The 19,712-nt window shown below is 36.6% G+C and carries 17 protein-coding genes; 8 read left to right on the top strand and 9 right to left on the bottom strand.

The features are described from left to right. Nucleotides 1-10 precede the first annotated feature (10 nt). Nucleotides 11-1,177: a glycosyltransferase gene (locus ACTF48_RS02290; RefSeq protein ID WP_438961517.1), complete on the top strand. Its 1,167-nt coding sequence runs from the start codon at nt 11-13 to the stop codon at nt 1,175-1,177. On the opposite strand, the gene ACTF48_RS02285 is transcribed toward ACTF48_RS02290, so the two are convergent. Continuing rightward, nucleotides 1,078-2,172, bottom strand: a complete 1,095-nt coding sequence (locus ACTF48_RS02285) for a sensor histidine kinase (protein ID WP_438961516.1) — start codon at nt 2,170-2,172, stop codon at nt 1,078-1,080. The genes ACTF48_RS02290 and ACTF48_RS02285 overlap by 100 nt on opposite strands. Next, the gene (locus ACTF48_RS02280; RefSeq protein WP_438961515.1) at nt 2,162-2,848 is read right to left on the bottom strand and encodes a response regulator transcription factor; all 687 of its coding nucleotides are present in this window, start codon (nt 2,846-2,848) and stop codon (nt 2,162-2,164) included. Before ACTF48_RS02280 ends, ACTF48_RS02285 begins: the two co-directional genes overlap by 11 nt. Before the next feature lie 197 nt (nt 2,849-3,045). Here ACTF48_RS02280 and ACTF48_RS02275 point away from each other — a divergent pair, with 197 nt between their 5' ends. From ACTF48_RS02275 to ACTF48_RS02265, 3 genes are all read left to right on the top strand, one after another. Then, nucleotides 3,046-5,667: a T9SS-dependent M36 family metallopeptidase gene (locus tag ACTF48_RS02275; RefSeq protein ID WP_438961514.1), complete on the top strand. Its 2,622-nt coding sequence runs from the start codon at nt 3,046-3,048 to the stop codon at nt 5,665-5,667. 124 nt (nt 5,668-5,791) lie between these two features. After that, nucleotides 5,792-7,708: a lamin tail domain-containing protein gene (locus ACTF48_RS02270; RefSeq protein ID WP_438961513.1), complete on the top strand. Its 1,917-nt coding sequence runs from the start codon at nt 5,792-5,794 to the stop codon at nt 7,706-7,708. Between the two features lie 81 nt (nt 7,709-7,789). After that, nucleotides 7,790-8,761 carry a LuxE/PaaK family acyltransferase gene (locus ACTF48_RS02265; RefSeq protein ID WP_438961512.1) on the top strand — a complete coding sequence of 324 codons (972 nt, stop codon included), beginning with the start codon at nt 7,790-7,792 and terminating at the stop codon, nt 8,759-8,761. 1 nt (nt 8,762) lies between these two features. Here ACTF48_RS02265 and tyrS read toward each other — a convergent pair whose 3' ends face one another. Beyond that, nucleotides 8,763-10,061, bottom strand: coding sequence for a tyrosine--tRNA ligase (gene tyrS, locus ACTF48_RS02260; protein WP_438961511.1), 1,299 nt, complete (start codon nt 10,059-10,061; stop codon nt 8,763-8,765). A gap of 82 nt (nt 10,062-10,143) precedes the next feature. Between tyrS and ACTF48_RS02255 the strand changes: the two genes are divergently transcribed. Next, nucleotides 10,144-11,145, top strand: a complete 1,002-nt coding sequence (locus ACTF48_RS02255) for an NAD-dependent epimerase/dehydratase family protein (RefSeq protein ID WP_438961510.1) — start codon at nt 10,144-10,146, stop codon at nt 11,143-11,145. Here the strand turns inward: ACTF48_RS02255 and ACTF48_RS02250 are convergent. From ACTF48_RS02250 to ACTF48_RS02240, 3 genes are read right to left on the bottom strand one after another with little or no spacing between them, the layout of a single operon-like run. After that, on the bottom strand, nt 11,124-11,576 hold the full coding sequence (locus ACTF48_RS02250; protein WP_438961509.1) for a DUF4296 domain-containing protein: 453 nt from the start codon (nt 11,574-11,576) through the stop codon (nt 11,124-11,126). The genes ACTF48_RS02255 and ACTF48_RS02250 overlap by 22 nt on opposite strands. Further along, the gene (locus tag ACTF48_RS02245) at nt 11,573-12,913 is read right to left on the bottom strand and encodes a dihydroorotase (protein ID WP_438961508.1); all 1,341 of its coding nucleotides are present in this window, start codon (nt 12,911-12,913) and stop codon (nt 11,573-11,575) included. Before ACTF48_RS02245 ends, ACTF48_RS02250 begins: the two co-directional genes overlap by 4 nt. Then, entirely contained in the window at nt 12,910-13,638 is a 729-nt protein-coding gene (locus tag ACTF48_RS02240) for a polyprenol monophosphomannose synthase (protein ID WP_438961507.1), read from the bottom strand. The genes ACTF48_RS02245 and ACTF48_RS02240 overlap by 4 nt, the downstream gene beginning before the upstream one ends. Nucleotides 13,639-13,711: 73 nt before the next feature. Between ACTF48_RS02240 and ACTF48_RS02235 the strand changes: the two genes are divergently transcribed. Continuing rightward, nucleotides 13,712-14,371 carry a DUF4271 domain-containing protein gene (locus ACTF48_RS02235; RefSeq protein ID WP_438961506.1) on the top strand — a complete coding sequence of 220 codons (660 nt, stop codon included), beginning with the start codon at nt 13,712-13,714 and terminating at the stop codon, nt 14,369-14,371. Nucleotides 14,372-14,388: 17 nt separating this feature from the next. Beyond that, the gene (locus ACTF48_RS02230; protein WP_438961505.1) at nt 14,389-15,129 is read left to right on the top strand and encodes a uroporphyrinogen-III synthase; all 741 of its coding nucleotides are present in this window, start codon (nt 14,389-14,391) and stop codon (nt 15,127-15,129) included. Between the two features lie 141 nt (nt 15,130-15,270). Here ACTF48_RS02230 and pckA read toward each other — a convergent pair whose 3' ends face one another. Together pckA and ACTF48_RS02220 are read right to left on the bottom strand one after the other, a co-directional pair. Further along, nucleotides 15,271-16,881 carry a phosphoenolpyruvate carboxykinase (ATP) gene (pckA, locus tag ACTF48_RS02225; RefSeq protein ID WP_438961504.1) on the bottom strand — a complete coding sequence of 537 codons (1,611 nt, stop codon included), beginning with the start codon at nt 16,879-16,881 and terminating at the stop codon, nt 15,271-15,273. 62 nt (nt 16,882-16,943) lie between these two features. Further along, nucleotides 16,944-17,339, bottom strand: a complete 396-nt coding sequence (locus ACTF48_RS02220) for a DUF423 domain-containing protein (RefSeq protein WP_438961503.1) — start codon at nt 17,337-17,339, stop codon at nt 16,944-16,946. 53 nt (nt 17,340-17,392) lie between these two features. Between ACTF48_RS02220 and ACTF48_RS02215 the strand changes: the two genes are divergently transcribed. Next, the gene (locus ACTF48_RS02215; RefSeq protein WP_438961502.1) at nt 17,393-18,757 is read left to right on the top strand and encodes a saccharopine dehydrogenase family protein; all 1,365 of its coding nucleotides are present in this window, start codon (nt 17,393-17,395) and stop codon (nt 18,755-18,757) included. 165 nt (nt 18,758-18,922) lie between these two features. Here the strand turns inward: ACTF48_RS02215 and ACTF48_RS02210 are convergent, their stop codons facing one another. Next, the gene (locus ACTF48_RS02210; protein ID WP_438961534.1) at nt 18,923-19,612 is read right to left on the bottom strand and encodes a zinc metallopeptidase; all 690 of its coding nucleotides are present in this window, start codon (nt 19,610-19,612) and stop codon (nt 18,923-18,925) included. Nucleotides 19,613-19,712 lie beyond the last annotated feature (100 nt).

Raw genomic sequence — 19,712 nt, 5'->3', positions numbered from 1 at the left:
TATTTAATAGATGGATAATTTAAGCGTAAAGCCTATAAGTAACATCGATACCTATCTTTGCGCCATGCAAATATCTAAAAACATTCTGGTTGCACCATTAAATTGGGGATTAGGTCATGCGACTCGTTGCATTCCTATCATTAATGCAATCCTTGCAAATGGCGACAAGCCTATCATAGCAAGCGATGGGATGGCTCTTGAATTATTAAAAAAAGAATTTCCAGAGCAACATTTTTTAGAATTACCTGGTTATGGGATTAGTTATCCAGAAAATGGTTCCTCATTTAAGCTTAAAATGCTCAAAGATTCTCCTAAAATATGGAATGCCATAAGAAAGGAACACAGCATACTTAAATCCTTAATTAAAGAACACAACTTACATGGTGTGATCTCAGATAATCGCTTAGGGCTTTACAATAGAATAATTCCCTGTGTTATCATCACGCATCAATTAAGGGTACTCTCTGGAGCAACTACATGGTTAAGTACACATCTACATTTACATTTTATTAAAAAATTTAATCAGTGCTGGATTCCAGATGTAGAAGGCACTCATAATTTATCTGGACTTCTATCTCATAATACTGATGCTGATATTTTAAAAGTTTATTTAGGCCCGTTGAGTAGGTTTAAAGCAAACAGCACTCCTCAAAAGAAATATAATTTAATGGTTTTACTCTCTGGACCTGAACCACAGCGTGGTATTCTAGAGCACAAACTATTGCGAGAAGTTAAAAGATTTAAAGGTGAGGTACTTTTTATAGCAGGCAAAGTTGAAAACCAGCAAGTGATGGAAAAAAAAGGTAACATTACTTATTATAACTACCTCTCTACTCAAGGACTGCAAAAAGCCCTAGACCGCAGTGAGATGGTGTTGTGTCGCAGTGGCTACACCACTATTATGGATTTGCATAAATTAGGAAAGAAAGCGTTTTTCATTCCTACTCCTGGGCAGTTTGAACAAGAGTATTTAGCACAATCACTACAGGATCAAGGTATAGTTCCTTTTGCTTTTCAAGATGAATTTAAAATAGAAGAATTAGATCGTGTTAATAGCTTTCAAGGGCTTAAAAGTATTTACTCTTCAACATCTACTTCTATATTTTCAATATTAGAAGACACTTTTTCTAGAGTAAATGAAAATTCAGATCCTATACCAGGTTCACTGTCCACATAAATACTTTCATTATGTGCTTCAACAATGTGTTTTACAATGGCAAGTCCTAGACCTGAACCACCTTCACGCCTAGATCCACTTTGATCCACTCTAAAGAAACGCTCAAATAAACGTGGTATATATTCTTTCTTAATTCCCTCGCCATTATCTGTGACTCTAACAATCACTTTATTGATTATTAGATCCTCTATAGAGATCTCAGTAGTACCGTTTTGCTTACCATACTTTATGGAATTTACTACTAAATTTGTAACAACTTGCTGTATGCGATCTTGATCTGCAAGAACATAAATAGGCTCATCATAATCCATGTCAAAGGTTAGAGAGATATTTTTTTTGGCAGCTTTCATTTCAAACTGTTCAAAAACTTGCTGAATTAATTCTACCATATCAAACTCAGAAACATCTAGAGACATATCTCCTACCTCTAGTTTAGTGATCATGTCCATATCTTTTACGATATAGGTTAATCGCTCTACACCTTTTTGAGCACGCTGTAAATACTTCTTACGTATCTCTTTATCCTTGTGAGCACCGTCTATTAAAGTATCTATATAGCCCTGAACAGTAAACAAAGGCGTTTTAAGTTCATGAGAAATGTTACCTAAAAATTCCTTGCGATATGCCTCTCGCACTTTAAGCGTTTCAATTTCTATCTTTTTATTTTTTGCAAATCGTTCTACTTGCTGGGTAAGGCTGCGCATATCTGTAGCAATTTCACGATCTGTAAAATGGCTTGATTCTAAAAGACTTACATCTTCATAGATTTTTTTAATGCGTTTATAAATGAACTTTTGTACTCTATGCTGTATAATAAGAAAGGAACTCACGCATAACAGTGAAATCATAAGAAGTTCATGCCACCATTGCTGGAACTTTAAGTTAAAAACAAGGTGAAATACAATTAAAAGAGCTCCAAAAACTACAGAAATGTAAAAAGATGACCTGAGCGCAAACCGATAACTACGTTTAGATTTTGAAATATTACTTGACATACTTGTAGCCTACACCTTTCACAGTTTTAAAGCTGTCATCTCCTAGTTTTTCCCTGAGCTTTCTAATGTGCACATCTATAGTTCTACCGCCTACTATAACATCATTTCCCCATACTACATCTAGGATTTCCTCTCTTTTAAACACCTTACCAGGCTTAGAAGTTAATAGGGATAGTAATTCAAACTCCTTGCGAGGCAAAACTATTTCTTCTTTTTTAAAGGTAATTTTATACTGGTCCTTATCTATCACTAAATCTCCTATTTTTAACACATTACCATCTTCTGATTTAGGTGAGACGTTACGCCTTAAAAGAGACTTTACTTTAGAGACGAGAACTCGAGGTTTTATGGGTTTAGCTATGTAGTCATCTGCTCCAGCGTCAAAACCGGCAATCATAGAATAATCCTCACTACGTGCTGTTAAAAAAGTGATGATCGTGCCGTCTAGCTCTGGTATTTTTCTGATTTGCTCACAAGCTTCAATCCCATCCATTATAGGCATCATTACATCTAGTATGATAAGGTCTGGCTTTTTCTTTTTAGCCTTTTGAACACCTTCCTTACCGTTCTCTGCGGTGTAAACTTGATAGCCTTCATTCTTTAAATTATAACTTACTATTTCTAGAATATCTGGCTCATCATCTACTAATAATATTTTTGCTTTGGCGTCTTTCATCTTAGTATAAAGTAAGTCGCTAAGTTAGCAAGATTCTCTAAAATATAAGTAAGTTGATTGTTAGCTTAAAGTTAAGTCCTGTTTAATATTGATTTTTTAGATAACGCTTTCGCGAAAGCGAGACCTTAAAACCTATTAATACTTAAACGCTTGTTTGTGATATTATTATGAAATTCCTTCCTTATCTTGTGAACCTTATGAAAAGACTGAACACTAAAAATGCTATTACTCTAACCTTGTTGTTCCATAGTTTGCTTTTAATTGCTCAAGATTTCAGCACTATTGCTACAGGTTATTTAAATGACCACCAGGAGAAATACAACTTTAACATACAAGATATTGCAGAATTAAAGGTGAGCTCTAGCTCTTATTCACAAAGCTTAAAAGCACACACCGTTTATATGACCCAGTATTATGAAGGAATTGAGGTTCATAATAGTTCATCTGTTTTTGTGATTAATAATAATCAGGTACTGCATACCAGTCTTTCTTTTCAAAAAAATATAAGCTCTAGAATAAACAGCACTACCGCTGGTATTAACGCTTTACAAGCTATAGAACAAGCTGCAAGTGCCCATAACTTAAACTATTCAGGAAGTTTAGAGCCCATTACCTCTTCAGTAGATAATGCGTTACAGTTTACAAACGAATCTTTATCCCGTAAAGCGATTACTGTAACACCTATTTACTTTGAAACCGAAGAATCATTAACATTAAGCTGGGAAGTCTATCTTGAAACTATAGATCATCATCACATGTATTTATTCTATGTAGATGCATTAACGGGTGAATTATTGCAGGTAAAAGATCTGGTCTTAACCTGTAATTTTTCAGAAGAAGAACGTTTTGCAACAGTTCACGATCATAAAGACAACAGGTTTTCTTTCCAAAAAGCAGCTGCTCAAAACGCCACCACTTTAATGAGCAATCCTCAATATAATGTTTATAAAATCCCTATAGAAAGTCCTAATCATGGAAACGAGACTATAGTCATGAATCCTTCAGATCCAGTTGCGTCTCCTTATGGCTGGCATGATACAGACGGCGCTACAGGTTTTGAATTTTCGATTACTCGAGGCAATAATGTTTATGCCCAAGAAGATTTTGATGGTAATGATGGTACTTTAGGAACCGCTCCAGACGGTGGAGCAACGCTAGATTTCTCTTTTCCACAACAATTAAATATCCCTGCACAAGATAATGTCGATGGAGCTACAGTAAATTTATTTTACATGAATAATATCATGCATGATGTATGGTACCATTATGGTTTTGATGAAGCTAGTGGAAATTTTCAAGCAAACAATTATGCAAACGGTGGCCTAGAAGGAGATTTTGTAGTCGCAGATGCCCAAGATGGTAGTGGTTTTAACAATGCCACCTTTGGCACGCCTGGAGATGGTGGAAACCCTAGAATGAACATGTTTTTATGGAGCGCACCTACTAGTGGCGGCGCAGATCCAGTGACTATTAATAATGGACCTCTAGCTGGAAGTTATAATGGAATCCCAGCTGGATTCGGACCATCATTACCTAACCCTAGCACACCACTAAATGGTGACCTAGAGCTAGTCGTAGATGACAACTCTGGTGGTTCCTCAAACGACAGTACTGATGCTTGCGATGTTATTACTAATGGCGCTGTTATCAATGGAAAAATAGCCGTAGTACGTCGAGGCAACTGTCAATTTGGGACTAAAGTACTTGCCATGGAAAACCAAGGAGCTATAGCCGTAATCGTAATAAACAATGTGAACACACCTATTATTACTATGGGTCCTGGAAATGATGGAGGTTTTGTAACCATACCAGCTATAATGATCAGTCAGGCAGATGGGAATGCTTTAATTAGTCAACTACAAGCTGGTGCGATCATTAATGCAGACCTTAATAATTCCGGACTATTCCGTAAAGATGGTAGTCTTGATAACGGTATTGTTGCTCATGAATATGGCCATGGTATCTCAACACGTTTAACAGGTGGACCAGCAAATCCTGCATGTCTCATAAATGAGGAACAAATGGGCGAAGGCTGGAGTGATTGGGTCGCGCTGATGCTCACTATAGAACCTGGAGATCAAGGAACTGATGTAAGAGGAATAGGAACTTATGCCATTAATCAATCTACTGCTGGTGGCGGGATTAGAAATTTTCCTTACAGCACAAATCTGTCTGTAAATCCTGTGAGTTTCGGTGACACAAATAACACTAACTTCACAGTACCTCATGGCGTAGGATCTATTTGGGCAAGTATATTATGGGATTTATCCTGGCGTTTTATAGATGACTATGGATTTGATCCTGACCTTTATAATGGAACTGGTGGTAATAATATAGTCATGCAATTAGTAATGGATGGTTTAAAATTACAACCCTGCAATCCAGGTTTTGTAGATGGAAGAGATGCTATTTTACAAGCTGACATGATTGCAAATGGCGGATTGAATCAAGATCGAATTTGGGAAGTTTTTGCAAATAGAGGTTTAGGATATAGCGCAAGTTCTGGTAGCGTGGACAGTCGTTTTGATCAAATAGAGGCTTTTGATACGCCACCACCATTAAATATAACATCGCTAAACTCCTCAAGGTTTACTATTTACCCTAATCCTACATCAGGTATCATTTCTATAGTTTCTGAACAAGGCGTTAAAAGTGCTTCATTAACCGTTCACGATCTCAATGGTAGGTTAGTTTTTACGCACAAATCTAACTTTGATACCATAGAAAAAATAAACTTAAGTGCTCTAAATTCAGGTATTTATGTTCTCAACATAAAAGGAGAAGGCACAAATTACATCTCTAAGATTGTTATCGATTAATTTTTAGTTCATTAGGTCGTTCAGATTTCTGAGCGCAAACACTTATGTTATGTTAACATTAAATAGCTTAATATCAACGTAACAGCTGTTTTAAATACCGTATATTTGCAAAAAACAATCAAAGATGAAACAAATTTATTTTTCAATTGCAATGCTATTTATTGCAACAATTTCTTTTGCTCAACAACCTATAATTACCTCTATAGTAGATGGTACTTGTAGTGGTGGAACACCTAAGCTAATTGAAATCTATGCCGATGGAACTGTAGATTTCACTCAATTTACTCTGGAAAAATCTGCTAATGGTGGTACGTTTGGATCTGGTTTTGACTTAAGCCCTTTTGGGACTAGAACAGACTCATTTGTTTATGTTTATTCAGGACCAGAAGCTACTCTTAATGCTGAATTCCCAGGAATTGCAGCTGCCGATTATCAAGTAGCTAATACAGCAAATAATAATGGTGATGATGCTATTCGCATTATAGAAACCACTTCTATGACGGTTATTGACACTTATGGAACACAGGTAGATGGAACAGGAGAAACTTGGGAATATTTAGACTCTTATGCAAAAAGAGTAGATGGAACAGGTCCTGACGCTACTTTTAATCAAGCAAACTGGACCACTACAGCTCCTAACTCTCTAGACAATCAGTGTGGTACAACAACATTTGAAACGATCGTAGGAACAGGTTCTTATTCTGCTACAGCAAACACTAACCCTACTATTACTCTTACCTCACCTAATAATGGAAGCACACTACCTAGTGGAACGACTAGTGTAGACGTAACATGGACATCTTTAAACTTACCTGCAGGAGGAACCTTTACAGTTACTGTAAATGGAACAGCTACAAGCAACGCTACTTCACCATTTGCTGTGAGCGTAAGTGATGGAGTAACTTATGCAGTAACCGTAGATATGCTAGATGGAACAACAGTAGTTGCTACTGACAGCACAAGCTTTGATGTTTCTTTCCCATGTGACTTGCAGTTAGGAACTATCACTGAAACATGTCAGACATCAACTTCTGGAGTTGACTTATATGACGTTACTATAGACTATACGGCAGGTGGAACTTCCACTTACACTATCGATACAGCAGGAAATGGAACCGTAGGTGGAGACGATCCTTCTACAGTTGCCGCTGGTCAAATCACTATCACAGGTGTAACTGAAGGTGTAGACTTTACAGTTACTGTAACGGGTGATCCTGCAAACAGCTCTTGTAGCATAAACCGTAATATTTCAAGTCCAGCATGTCTAGCAAATGTAACCTGTGCAAACCCAGGAGACATTATACTAACTGAGATCATGCAAAACCCAAGTGCAGCCGCAGATAATGAAGGAGAATACTTTGAAGTTTATAACACTACAAACACAGCTATAGATATGCTAGGCTATGAGATTGTAGATTTAACCAATTCAGCAGAAAACTTTACAATCATTACTTCAGTAATCGTTCCTGCTAATGGATATGCCGTTTTTGTAGCAAATGCAGATACAAATCTAAATGGAGGAATCACACCAGCTTATGTATATGATGGAACTTCTACTTTCTTAGGAAATGGATCAGATGAAATATCTATTCAGTGTAGTGGAACAGTGATCGATGAAGTATCATGGGATAACGGTGCTACATTCCCTGACGGTAATGGAGTAAGCATGGAGCTAGCACTATCTAAATATAATGCAACAGATAATGATCTAGGAGCAAATTGGGGACCAGCAACAAGTACTTATGGTGCTGGTGACTTAGGAACTCCTGGAGCTGCAAATGACTTCACATTATCTAACAACCAGTTCACTATGAATAGTGTAAAAATGTTCCCTAATCCATTAAACGGAACTACATTAAACTTTTCTGTTGAAAATGGAAATGCAATAGATGTAATCATTTACTCAGCTTTAGGACAACAGGTTATCAACAAGAGTGGTGTAACTAACACACTAAACGTTTCTTCACTAGATGCTGGTCTTTACATTGTAAAAATCTCACAAGAAGGAAATTCACAAACTAGAAAGTTAGTAGTTCAATAAGAACTATAAATCTTTTATAAATCAAGCGCTGCAGTTCTACTGCGGCGCTTTTTTATTTACTTTTGATTTAAAATCTGATCCTTGTTTAATTCCATATTTGACATAAAAAACACCACTGAATTTGAAGAAAAAGCACTCGCCATTTTTCATTATCAACTGGAACATAATGAAGTTTATGGAAGATACTGTAAACTGTTAGGGAAAACAGATCCACAATCCATTAACGAGATTCCTTTCTTACCTATTTCTTTCTTTAAAAGTCATCGAGTCCTTATCCATAATCTTGAACCACAAGTCACCTTTACCAGTAGCGGTACTACAGGCATGACTACCTCTCAACATCATGTGCATGATTTAAGTGTTTATAACCAGAGTTTAGACCAGAGTTTTGAATGGACTTATGGAAACCATAAAGACTATGCCGTTCTTGCATTACTACCACATTACCTAGAACGCAGCGGTTCTTCTCTAGTCTATATGGCACAGCGCTGGATTGAGAAAAGTAATCACCCATCGAGCGGCTTTTATTTAAATAACATAGAAGAACTTGCTACCGTACTGAAAGAACTGAAAAAGAATAACCAAAAAGTACTTCTCATAGGCGTCACCTTTGCCCTACTGCAACTGGCTGAGCAATTTCCTCAAGAACTGCCACAAACTATTATCATTGAAACTGGTGGCATGAAAGGCATGCGCAAGGAAATCATTAAAGAAGAATTACACGGTATTTTAAATAACGCTTTCGCGAAAGCGTCTATACAAAGCGAGTACGGTATGACAGAACTCCTATCGCAAGCTTATGCTCGTGACGGGATCCATTTCAACACGCCTCAATGGATGAAAGTTCTAACAAGAGATACAAACGACCCACTAAGCCTACTCGATTCCTCAAAAACTGGCGGACTCAATATTATAGATCTCGCCAACTATAATTCTTGCTCCTTTATAGCCACACAAGATTTAGGAAAAGTCATGCTAGACGGCACTTTTCAAGTCCTAGGACGTTTTGACCAGTCTGATATAAGAGGTTGTAATCTTATGGCGGTGGAGTGATTTACTCCACAATCACTAGAAAATAATTCTTCTTACCACGTTGCAATAGAATCATATTACCAGCGATGATATCAGCTGTAGAGATCATTTTATCATCAGCTACTTTATTCTTATTTACAGACAGGCTGTTTTCCTTAAGCGCGCGACGTACTTCACTATTAGAAGGCAAGAATTTTGTTACATCTGCACAAAAAGTCACCATGTCTACAGGAGTAGCAATCGCTTCTTTTGAAATGGTAGTTTGTGGTACACCGTCAAAAACTTCTAGCAACGTGGCGCTATCCATTTTATTCCACTGCTCTGGACTTACCTTTTTACTAAATAAAATCTTAGAAGCTTCAACAGCTGTTTCATAGGCATCACGACCATGAACCATAACGGTCACTTCTTCGGCGAGGCGTTTTTGTAGACTTCTATAACCTGGATCTTTGGCATGTTCTTCTATTAAGGCATCACAAGTTTCTTGATCTAGAAAGGTGAAAATCTTAATCCAGTTCACCGCATCTTCATCAGTAGCGGTAATCCAGAACTGGTAAAATTTATACACACTGGTTTTATCTGCATCCAGCCAGATGTTTCCTGATTCTGTTTTACCAAATTTTGTTCCATCAGCTTTAGTAACTAAAGGAGTTGTTAATGCATAAGCTTTTCCGCCAGCTTTACGGCGTATTAATTCTGTTCCAGTGGTGATATTTCCCCACTGGTCGCTACCACCTATTTGTAATTTACAACCCATATTTTCATAAAGGTGTAAGTAATCATACCCTTGAAATAACTGATAGGTAAACTCTGTAAAACTCATTCCGTCGCCTTCTCCAGAAACTCTTTTCTTCACAGATTCCTTAGCCATCATATAATTTACGGTAAGGTGTTTACCGATATCTCTAGCAAAATCAATCAAGCTGAAATCTTTCATCCAGTCATAGTTATTTACTAAAACTGCACGAGTAGCGTCTTCTCCTTTTTCAAAGTCTATAAATCTAGAAAGTACTGATTTTACACCAGCGATATTTTTATCTAAAATGTCTTGGGTTAGTAAATTACGCTCAGCACTTTTACCTGATGGATCGCCTATCATTCCTGTTGCGCCACCTACTAGAGCTACTGGTCTGTGTCCAGCACGTTGCAAGTGCATTAATAAAATGATTTGCACCATGCTGCCTATGTGCAAAGAATCTGCGGTAGGGTCAAAACCTATGTAACCCGTCACTACCTCATCTTGAAGCAATTCTTCAGTTCCAGGCATGATATCATGTATCATTCCTCTCCATCTCAGTTCTTCTGCAAAGTTGTAAGCCATTTTATAATATTTAAGCTGCAAATATATAGGCTTTACGGCACTTTTAAGAGAAATTCAACTGTGGTTTACGTACTTTTACATTATGATTTTAGTAACTGGCGGCACTGGTCTAGTAGGAGGACATTTGTTATATCGCTTTCGCGAAAGCGGAATACCTACAAGAGCCTTATATCGAGATCTTAATAGTATCGATAAAACACGTGCTATTTTTAATTCTTATGGTGCTGGAAAAGATGCGCTCGTGGATGAAATAGAATGGGTTCAAGGAGATATTCTAGAAATTCCTAGTCTAGAAGAAGCCATGCAAGGTATTACTCAAGTATATCACTGTGCGGCTATTATAGACGGCGCACCATTCTGGAACATGAAGAACGTAAATGTTACCGGTACCTCTAACGTCATTAATGTAGCGCACTTTTACAATGTTGAAAAACTATGTTATGTAAGTAGTATTGCTACCTTAGGTGATCCCATAGGTAACAAGGCTATCAATGAGGAAGATTTTTTTAATCTAGATGCTAAAAACAGTAATTATGCAATCTCTAAATATGGTGGAGAAATGGAGGCGTGGCGTGCCACTCAAGAAGGTTTAAAAGTAATTATAGTGAACCCAGGTGTGATTCTAGGTGAAGGAAACTGGAATAGTGGTTCTGGTAAATTATTTTCTCAAACCTTAAAAAAACAACCCTTTTATACAGATGGTTCTAGTGGTTTTATAGATGTGCGAGATGTCACTACAGCTATGATCGAGTTAATGAAGTCTGATATTAAAAATGAGCGCTTTATCTTAGTTCAATCTTCTTATAAGTATAAAAAGATTCTTAGTGAGATCAGTAAAAACCTGGGCAAGAATCCTCCTAAAATTAAAATAGCAAAATGGGTTTTATATATCATCTCTGGAGCTAGAAAAATAGGTCACTGGCTAGGATTTAATAGAGGTCTAGAAAGAGCCACTGTAAAGTCTTTAACCACACATAGTATTTATGACGGTAGTAAAATCACTAGTGCTGTAAATTTCAAGTATTCCTCTATTCCTGAAACTATTAAACGAGTAAGTAACTATTACTTAGGCTCTATAGAGTAGTTCAACCTTCTTAACCTAGTGGTGTCTAGCTGGCGTACTTTACGAGCTGTTGCTGCTGAGTCTAATTGAACCTCTTTAGGCTTTAAATGATCCTGCCTGTTATTAATGCTATCTCTTACTATCATAAGATTTTCATCTACGATGTCTAGTACTTCTATAAACTCTTCCAGACGGTCTGAGTAGTAATTAAAATTATTCTTAAAAGAAATACTATCTATACCATGCTTATTATAGATATAAGCATTAGGCACCAGGCCTAGGTTTATAAAAGAGCTTCTGTTTGCAGTCATGGCGCCTTCTACTAAATAAACATCGGTCATGACAGAGGCCATTTTTTCCTTATCAAAAAACGGATCTGGTTGAGGAGTTCTTTGAACACCAGAGCATGCTCCTAAAACGACTATGAGTAAAATGACTGCTGCTATTCTCATCGCTGGAATCTAAGAGCTTGAGCATTTCTAGTTTCACTTACTTTAAAGTTTTTATAAGCTAAGTGACCGTTTATAAATGTATGTGTAATACGGCTATTAAATGTAACACCTTCAAATGGTGACCAGCCACATTTTGCTATAACATTCTCTTTAGTAACTGTCCATGGATTATTAGGATCTACGATAACCAGATCTGCTTTATAACCTTCTCGTATATAACCACGATCTGGAATATCAAACAGTAATGCTGGATTATGGCACATTTTTTCTACTACTTTTTCTATGGAAATTTTTTCTTGAGACACAAACTGCATCATAGCTGGTAGAGCATGCTGCACTAATGGTCCACCGCTAGGACAGTTGAGATAAGAATTAGATTTCTCACTTGCAGTATGTGGCGCATGGTCTGTAGCAATAACATCTATACGGTCATCTAGTAGGGCTTTCCAGATTTCTTCTCGATCTTTTGCTGTTTTTACAGCAGGATTCCATTTGATTAATGAACCTTTAGTTGCATAATCTTCATCACTGAACCATAGATGGTGGATACACACCTCAGCGGTGATTTGTTTTTCTATTATCGGTTTTTTATTATCAAAAAGTGAGGTTTCTTTTCCAGTAGAAAGGTGAAAAACATGAATTCTTCCACCAGTTTCTTTGGCAAGTTTTACGGCTTTTGAGCTACTTAAATAACACGCTTCTTCACTACGTATAACGGGATGCTGATCCATAGGAATATCTTCGCCATAAGTATCTATTGCAGTCTGTAAGTTTGCTTTTATCGTAGCTTCATCTTCACAGTGTAATGCTATTCTCAACTTTACATTAGAGAATATTTTTTTAAGAACTTCTTGATCATCTACGAGCATATTACCTGTAGAAGAACCTAAAAATAATTTTATTCCAGGAACACGAGCACTATCTACTTTTAGGATTTCTTCCAGATTGTCATTAGTCCCGCCAAAAAAGAACGCATAGTTTGCATAACTCGTCTTTGAAGCAATAGTCATTTTATTTTCCCACTCTTCAATGGTAGTAGCCTGTGGAATTGTATTAGGCTGTTCCATGAATGTAGTTATTCCACCGGCAACAGCAGCAGCGCTTTCTGACTCTATATTACCTTTATGAGTTAATCCAGGTTCTCTGAAATGTACTTGATCATCTATCACACCAGGTAAGAGATAGTTTCCTTCGGCATCTATGATCATAGTGTTAGCATCTTTTGCGCTTATACTATCATCAATCTCTTTAATGATTTCACCTTCTATAAGAACATCTCCTACTCGAGTAACACCATCTGTTACAATTTTAGCGTTCTTTATTAATGTCTTTCTCATATATCTAGTTTCCCTAATAAACTGCTCACTTTCATTTTTAACACCCCAAAAACGGCCTCATTAATAATACCGCCACTCATTTTAGACTTTCCCCTTGAACGATCTGTAAAAATCACTGGGATCTCTGTGATATGAGCTTTAAGAAGCCACGCTTTAAATTTCATTTCTATTTGAAATGCGTAGCCCACAAATTTAATCTTATTCAAGTTAAATTTACTTAACAAGCTGCTTTTATAACAAACAAAACCAGCCGTAGTATCATGAATTTGCATTCTAGTAATCCATCTTACATATTTAGAAGCTCCATAAGAAAGCAGCACTCGTGACATGGGCCAGTTCACTACATTTACTCCTTTTACATACCTACTTCCTATAGCCATATCTGCTCCATTCTTACAAGCATTAAAAAGCTTTATCAAATCTGCTGGATTATGAGAGAAGTCTGCGTCCATTTCAAATACATACTCATAACCCTTTTGAAGAGCCCATTTAAACCCATGAATATATGCGGTGCCTAAGCCTTGTTTACTATTTCGTTTTTCTAAAAATAATCTTCCTTGAAACTGAGACTGATATTCCTCAACAATAGCAGCAGTACCATCTGGTGAATTATCATCTATAATCACGAGATGCGCACTGTTATAACGGGAAAGCACAGCATCTATCATAAGAGCTATATTCTCCTTCTCGTTATAAGTAGGTATGATTACTAATGAATTTTCCATAAACGACAAAAATAATGAATTTAATAGCCTAGCTGTACTAACGCAAAACAAAAGAACTTATTTTTACAATCTCATGGAGTTAATAGAAAGATCTCTTTATTCAAATGACTGGATTACTATAGTTCTAGCAAGCTGCCTTCTACTGCTAGCCATAGTAAAATGGATATATGGAAATGAATTCCATCATTTACTAAGTGCCGCTGTTAGCGATAGATACATTAAAGTATCGCGTAATGAGAATCCCAATGATTTTTTAAGAATAGTAGCAGTCATAGTGTACATTATAGGTCTATCCCTATGGGTTCTTAAACTACTTCAAGTCTATGATATTAAAGTTCTAAATTTTAAAAACTTTAGTTTAATTCTAACTGGTGTTTCTATTTTTCTCTTGGTAAAACGCTATTTATCTATGATAATCGCATCACTTATGGGTTTTAACCAGATCCTAGAACTCATAGAATATCACCGCAACACTTATCGAGCCGTATTAGGTATTTTTTTAGTACTTCTCAACGTTTTTATTTTCTATGTCTTCCCAGAAACAACAGCATTAATATGGATAGCGAGCTTGATAAGCCTAGTCATTTTTGCTGCATATAACTTTATTATCCTCTACACTTATTCTAAGAGCTTAATGAACCATGCTTTTTATTTTATTTTGTATCTTTGCACGCTCGAAACAGCACCCTATCTACTTTTATATAAGTATTTTATGCTGTTAAGAACCTACTAATAAAGAAAAGTATGCCTATGAAAGTGAAGACAATTTTAGTTTCTCAACCTGAACCTAAAATGGAAAATTCACCCTATCAAACTTTAGTAGACCGTACTAAGGTAAAGATAGACTTCCGTTCGTTCATTCATGTAGAAGGAGTTCCTGCAAAAGAAGTTCGCGAGCAAAAAATAGATATCAGTAAGTTCAGTGCGATCGTTTTAACGAGTCGTAATAGTGTAGATCACTTTTTCAGAGTTGCTGAAGAAATGAGATATAAAATCCCAGATTCTTTAAAATATTTTTGTCAAAGTGAAGCCGTGGCTTACTATCTTCAAAAGTATGTAGTCTATCGTAAGCGTAAAATTTATGTAGGGAAACGCACCTTTAAAGAGCTTATCCCACTTATTAAAAAACATAAAAACGAGACGTTCCTTATTCCTAGTTCTGATAAACTTCAAGACGAAGTTCCAGAACAGCTGGACGCTCTAAGTGTTAAGTGGACTACAGGTACATTCTTCCGCACAGTGATCAGCGACTTATCTGACCTTGCAGATGTAAAGTATGACATTTTAGTGTTTTTCAGTCCTAGTGGAATAGAGTCTTTGTTTAAGAATTTCCCTGGATTTACTCAAGATAAGACACGTATTGCCGTTTTCGGTAATACTACCATGAAGACCGCAGAAGAAATGGGATTAAGGATTGATATTCAAGCACCTACTCCAGAGTCTCCTTCTATGACTATGGCTATTGAAAATTATATTAAAGATTTAAAATAGTTTGTTGAATTACGCTTTCGCGAAAGCGTAATCCTAAAACATAAAAAAGTCCCTTTTAACAGGGACTTTTTTATTGCTCAAATTTGTGTATTAATTTCAGGTCATTAAATGCCTATTTACACCAAACACAAATAGGTATAACTAGTACTTAAGTGGTGCGCCAGCCATGATTTCTGGCGAGGCATTTTCTTCAAACTTCTTAAAGTTATTCTTGAAAGCATTTGTTAACTTAGAAGCTGTTTTATAATAACCTTCATCATTATTCCATGTGGTACGTGGGCTCAATACATCAGTAGGTACGTTAGGGCAAGTGCGCGGTTGAGCAACACCAAAAACAGAGTGAACGTGATAGTTATCTTTATTTGCCGCCTCTAAACTACCATCCATAGCAGCGGTAATCATGGCTCTAGTGTATTTCAATTTCATACGTGTTCCTACTCCATATGGTCCACCAGTCCAGCCCGTATTTACTAACCATACATTTACACCTGTTTCTTTCATTTTTGCACTTAACATCTCTGCATATTTAGTAGGGTGCAACGGCATGAATGGCGCTCCAAAACATGCTGAAAAGCTAGGAACAGGCTCAGTAATTCCAGCTTCAGTTCCTGCTACTTTTGCAGTATATCCACTTATGAAGTGATATGCTGCCTGACCTGGCGTTAATTTAGAAATAGGAGGCAATACCCCAAAGGCATCGGCAGTGAGGAAGAAAATGTTTTTAGGGTTATTCCCTACTGATGGCTCCTTAATATTTTCAATATGGTGTATAGGATAGCTTACTCTTGTATTTTGAGTGATGCTGGTATCTTTAAAATCTACGGTTTTATCGGGATTTAAAATCACATTTTCTAGGATAGCTCCAGGCTTAATTGCGTTAAAGATCTCTGGTTCACCGTCTGCATCTAGATTAATCACTTTTGCATAACAACCACCTTCAAAGTTAAAGACATCATTATTTGAAGTCCATCCATGCTCGTCATCTCCTATCAGAGCGCGTTCTGGATCTGTAGATAACGTAGTTTTACCTGTACCACTTAAACCAAAAAAGATGGCTGTACTACCATCTTTTCCCACATTTGCGCTACAGTGCATAGGCAATGTGTCTTTATAGACTGGTAAAATAAAATTAAGTGCACTAAATATTCCTTTTTTAATCTCACCTGTGTAACCGGTTCCACCTATTAAGGCTATTTTTTTTGAGAAATTTAATATAGCAAAGTTGTGCTGTCTTGTTCCATCCTCTGCAGCAACAGCCATAAAACCTGGTGCATTAATCACAGTCCACTCTGGTTTAAAGTCTTTTAACTCACTTTCTTCTGGTCTTAAGAACATGTTATGGGCAAACATGTTAGACCATGGGTACTCATTAATCACTCTTATATTAAGTCTATAGTCTTGATGTGCACAAGCATAAGCATCTCTTACATAAACATCCTTACCATCTAAGTAAGACGTAACTTTAGTAAGTAAAGCATCAAATTTTGCTGGTTCAAAGGGAATATTAATATCTCCCCACCATACTTTATCTTGGGTCACCTCATCCTTTACTATAAAACGATCCATAGGTGAGCGTCCTGTAAATTCTCCAGTGTTTACCGCAAGCGTTCCATTTGCGGTTTCTTTACCGCCATAACTTGTTACCGTAATATGCTGCAACTCTGCTGCAGGTAGTTGATAATGAATTTTGGAATTTTTAATTCCCCATTGTTCTAACGAAATCGATTTCGTAACTAAGGTGTTTGAACCCATAATTATCCTTTTATTTTAGCTAAGGTTTAGATTGCAAAAATAGAAATCCTATCTGGCACTGACTATCTATTACTAGATTTATTTGAAATTATTTTCCACAATAGAAATGCCCAACCACTGATAAGGAGTAAACCACCTACAGGTGTAACTGGACCTAAAAAGCTAAAATCCATATCCCACACACTCGCTGTAGAAAGCAAATAAATACTCACTGAAAATAAAATCACTCCTGTGGTAAATAGATAAAACAACACTTTTTTAACAGTAGAACTAATCATAGGTAAGGCGGCAACTATTAAAAGTGCAAGAGCATGATACATTTGATAACGTACACCGGTTTCAAAACTCTTTAATTGATCTACTGTAATAACTTTTTCTAAAGCATGAGCACCTAAGGCTCCTAAAACTACCGCCATAAGCGCAAATATGCATCCTGTTATCAATAACTTTTTATCCATTTACTTATCTATTTCTGAGAAGTCCATTAAATTGCTTCAAAATTACAACAGATATGCGTCAAATACTGATTATAGGAGCTGGTAAATCTACTGGAGTTTTAGTAGACTACCTTTTAAAAAAATCAGAACAAGAAAAATTACAACTTCTCATAGCCGATAAAAACTTAGAACAAGCAAAGTTCCTGAGTCAAAATCATAAGTGTGCTCAAGCCGTCGAACTCGATATTTTTAATGCAGATCAGAGACAGCTTTATATTCAAAAAGCTGATATAGTGATCTCCATGCTGCCCGCTCGATTCCATATAGAGGTAGCTCGAGATTGCATCGCTTTTGAAAAATCCATGGTTACTGCAAGCTATGTAAGTCCTGAGATGGAAGATTTAAATGATCAAGCCATTGAAAAAAACCTAGTTTTCATGAATGAAATAGGTGTAGATCCAGGAATAGATCACATGAGTGCTATGCAAGTGATAGACCGTATAAGAAATCAAGGTGGTAAAATGTTACTTTTTGAATCTTTTACTGGTGGTCTTGTGGCACCAGAGAGTGATGATAATTTATGGAACTATAAATTTACTTGGAATCCTCGCAACGTGGTAACTGCTGGACAAGGTGGAGCAGCAAAGTTCATACAAGAAGGAAAGTACAAATACATTCCATATCATAAACTTTTTAGAAGAACCGAGTTTCTGGATGTAGAAGGTTATGGCCGTTTTGAAGCTCTTGCAAACCGTAATAGCCTTAAATACCGATCAGTATATGGGCTAGATGACATCCTTACTCTTTACAGAGGAACCATGCGTCGAGTAGGATTCAGTAAAGCCTGGAATATGTTTGTTCAACTAGGTATGACTGATGACACCTATATCATAGAAGACTCTGAAAACATGAGCTACCGCGACTTTGTAAACAGTTTTTTACCTTACTCACCTACAGACTCTGTAGAGCTTAAAATGCGCCATGTGCTTAAGGTAGATCAAGATGACATCATGTGGGATAAGCTCCTAGAACTAGACTTATTTAGTACCACTAAAAAGGTGAAGCTTAAAGAAGCAACGCCTGCGCAAATTTTACAAAAAATCCTTGAAGACTCTTGGACCTTAAAAGCTGGGGAAAAAGATATGATTGTGATGTATCACAAATTTGGGTATGAACTTAACGGTGAGAAAAAACAAATAGACAGCACTATGGTTTGTCTAGGAGATGGACACCTGCAAACTGCTATGGCAAAAACGGTGGGCTTACCTGTAGCCATTGCAGCTCTTAAAATACTAAATGGAGTGATTACTAAACCTGGAGTTCAAATACCTATCACGGCCGAAATTTATGAACCTATTCTAGAGGAGTTAAAAGATTACGGAATTCGCTTTCGCGAAAGCGAAATAAATTACCTAGGTTACAATCCACTGAGTTTATAGAACTAATACCAAATTGAATTTATAAAGGCTTAATAAATAGTTTCTTTTTAACGACATTATAAAACAAATAGGTATAATACATCATAAGAACGCCTTGATGAAAAACAAAAAAGAGGATGATTTTAATAAATCATCCTCTTTTGTAATGACTGCTAAATACTGTTTTTATCTTCTCCTCAAAAAGATCGAAATAAAATATATTAATGTAGCTAGAGAACCTATTGCAGCTACTAGATAAGTACGTGCTGCCCATTTAAGAGCATCTTTTGCACCAGCATGCTCTTCTTGCGTGAGCATGTTTTCATTTTCTAACCAGGCAAGTGCTCGATTACTCGCATCATATTCTACTGGTAAGGTTACAAAAGCAAACAAAGTTCCCATTCCATACATGATAATACCTATAAGCAATACCGTATTTCCTAATGTAGACGCTGCCGCTGCAAGGGCTATGCCTCCCATAATTACATATTGAGAATATTGAGAAGCGATTTTAACTACAGGCACTAACTTAGATCGCATTCCTATCCAGCTATAAGCAGTAGCGTGCTGTATAGCGTGTCCTACTTCATGCGCAGCAACCGCAGCTGCGGCGGCATTGCGCTCAGAATAAACTACCTCACTTAAATTTACCGTTCTATTTGAAGGGTTATAATGGTCTGTAAGCTGACCTTTTACTGAGATCACCTTAACATCATTAATACCATTATCATCAAGCATTTTTTGAGCGATCTCTGCACCACTCATGCCATTTCTTAAATGAATCTTTGAATATAATTTAAATTTACTCTTCAGTTTATTACTTACATACATACTGAGCAAGAAAACTGCTCCACCTATGATATAGTAACCCATCATTCCGCTCATGATTTATTTATTTTAAAATAAAAATAGCTCATAAAAATGATTCTGATTAAAAAAATGAGGTGTTTTATAAAAGTTATCTTTGAAGGATGAT

The organism is Nonlabens sp., from assembly GCF_965660805.1.
In the GTDB taxonomy this organism is placed as follows: Bacteria; Bacteroidota; Bacteroidia; order Flavobacteriales; family Flavobacteriaceae; genus Nonlabens.
Note: the sequence above shows the minus strand (reverse complement) of the source record. Positions and strands in the feature narration are given on the sequence as shown.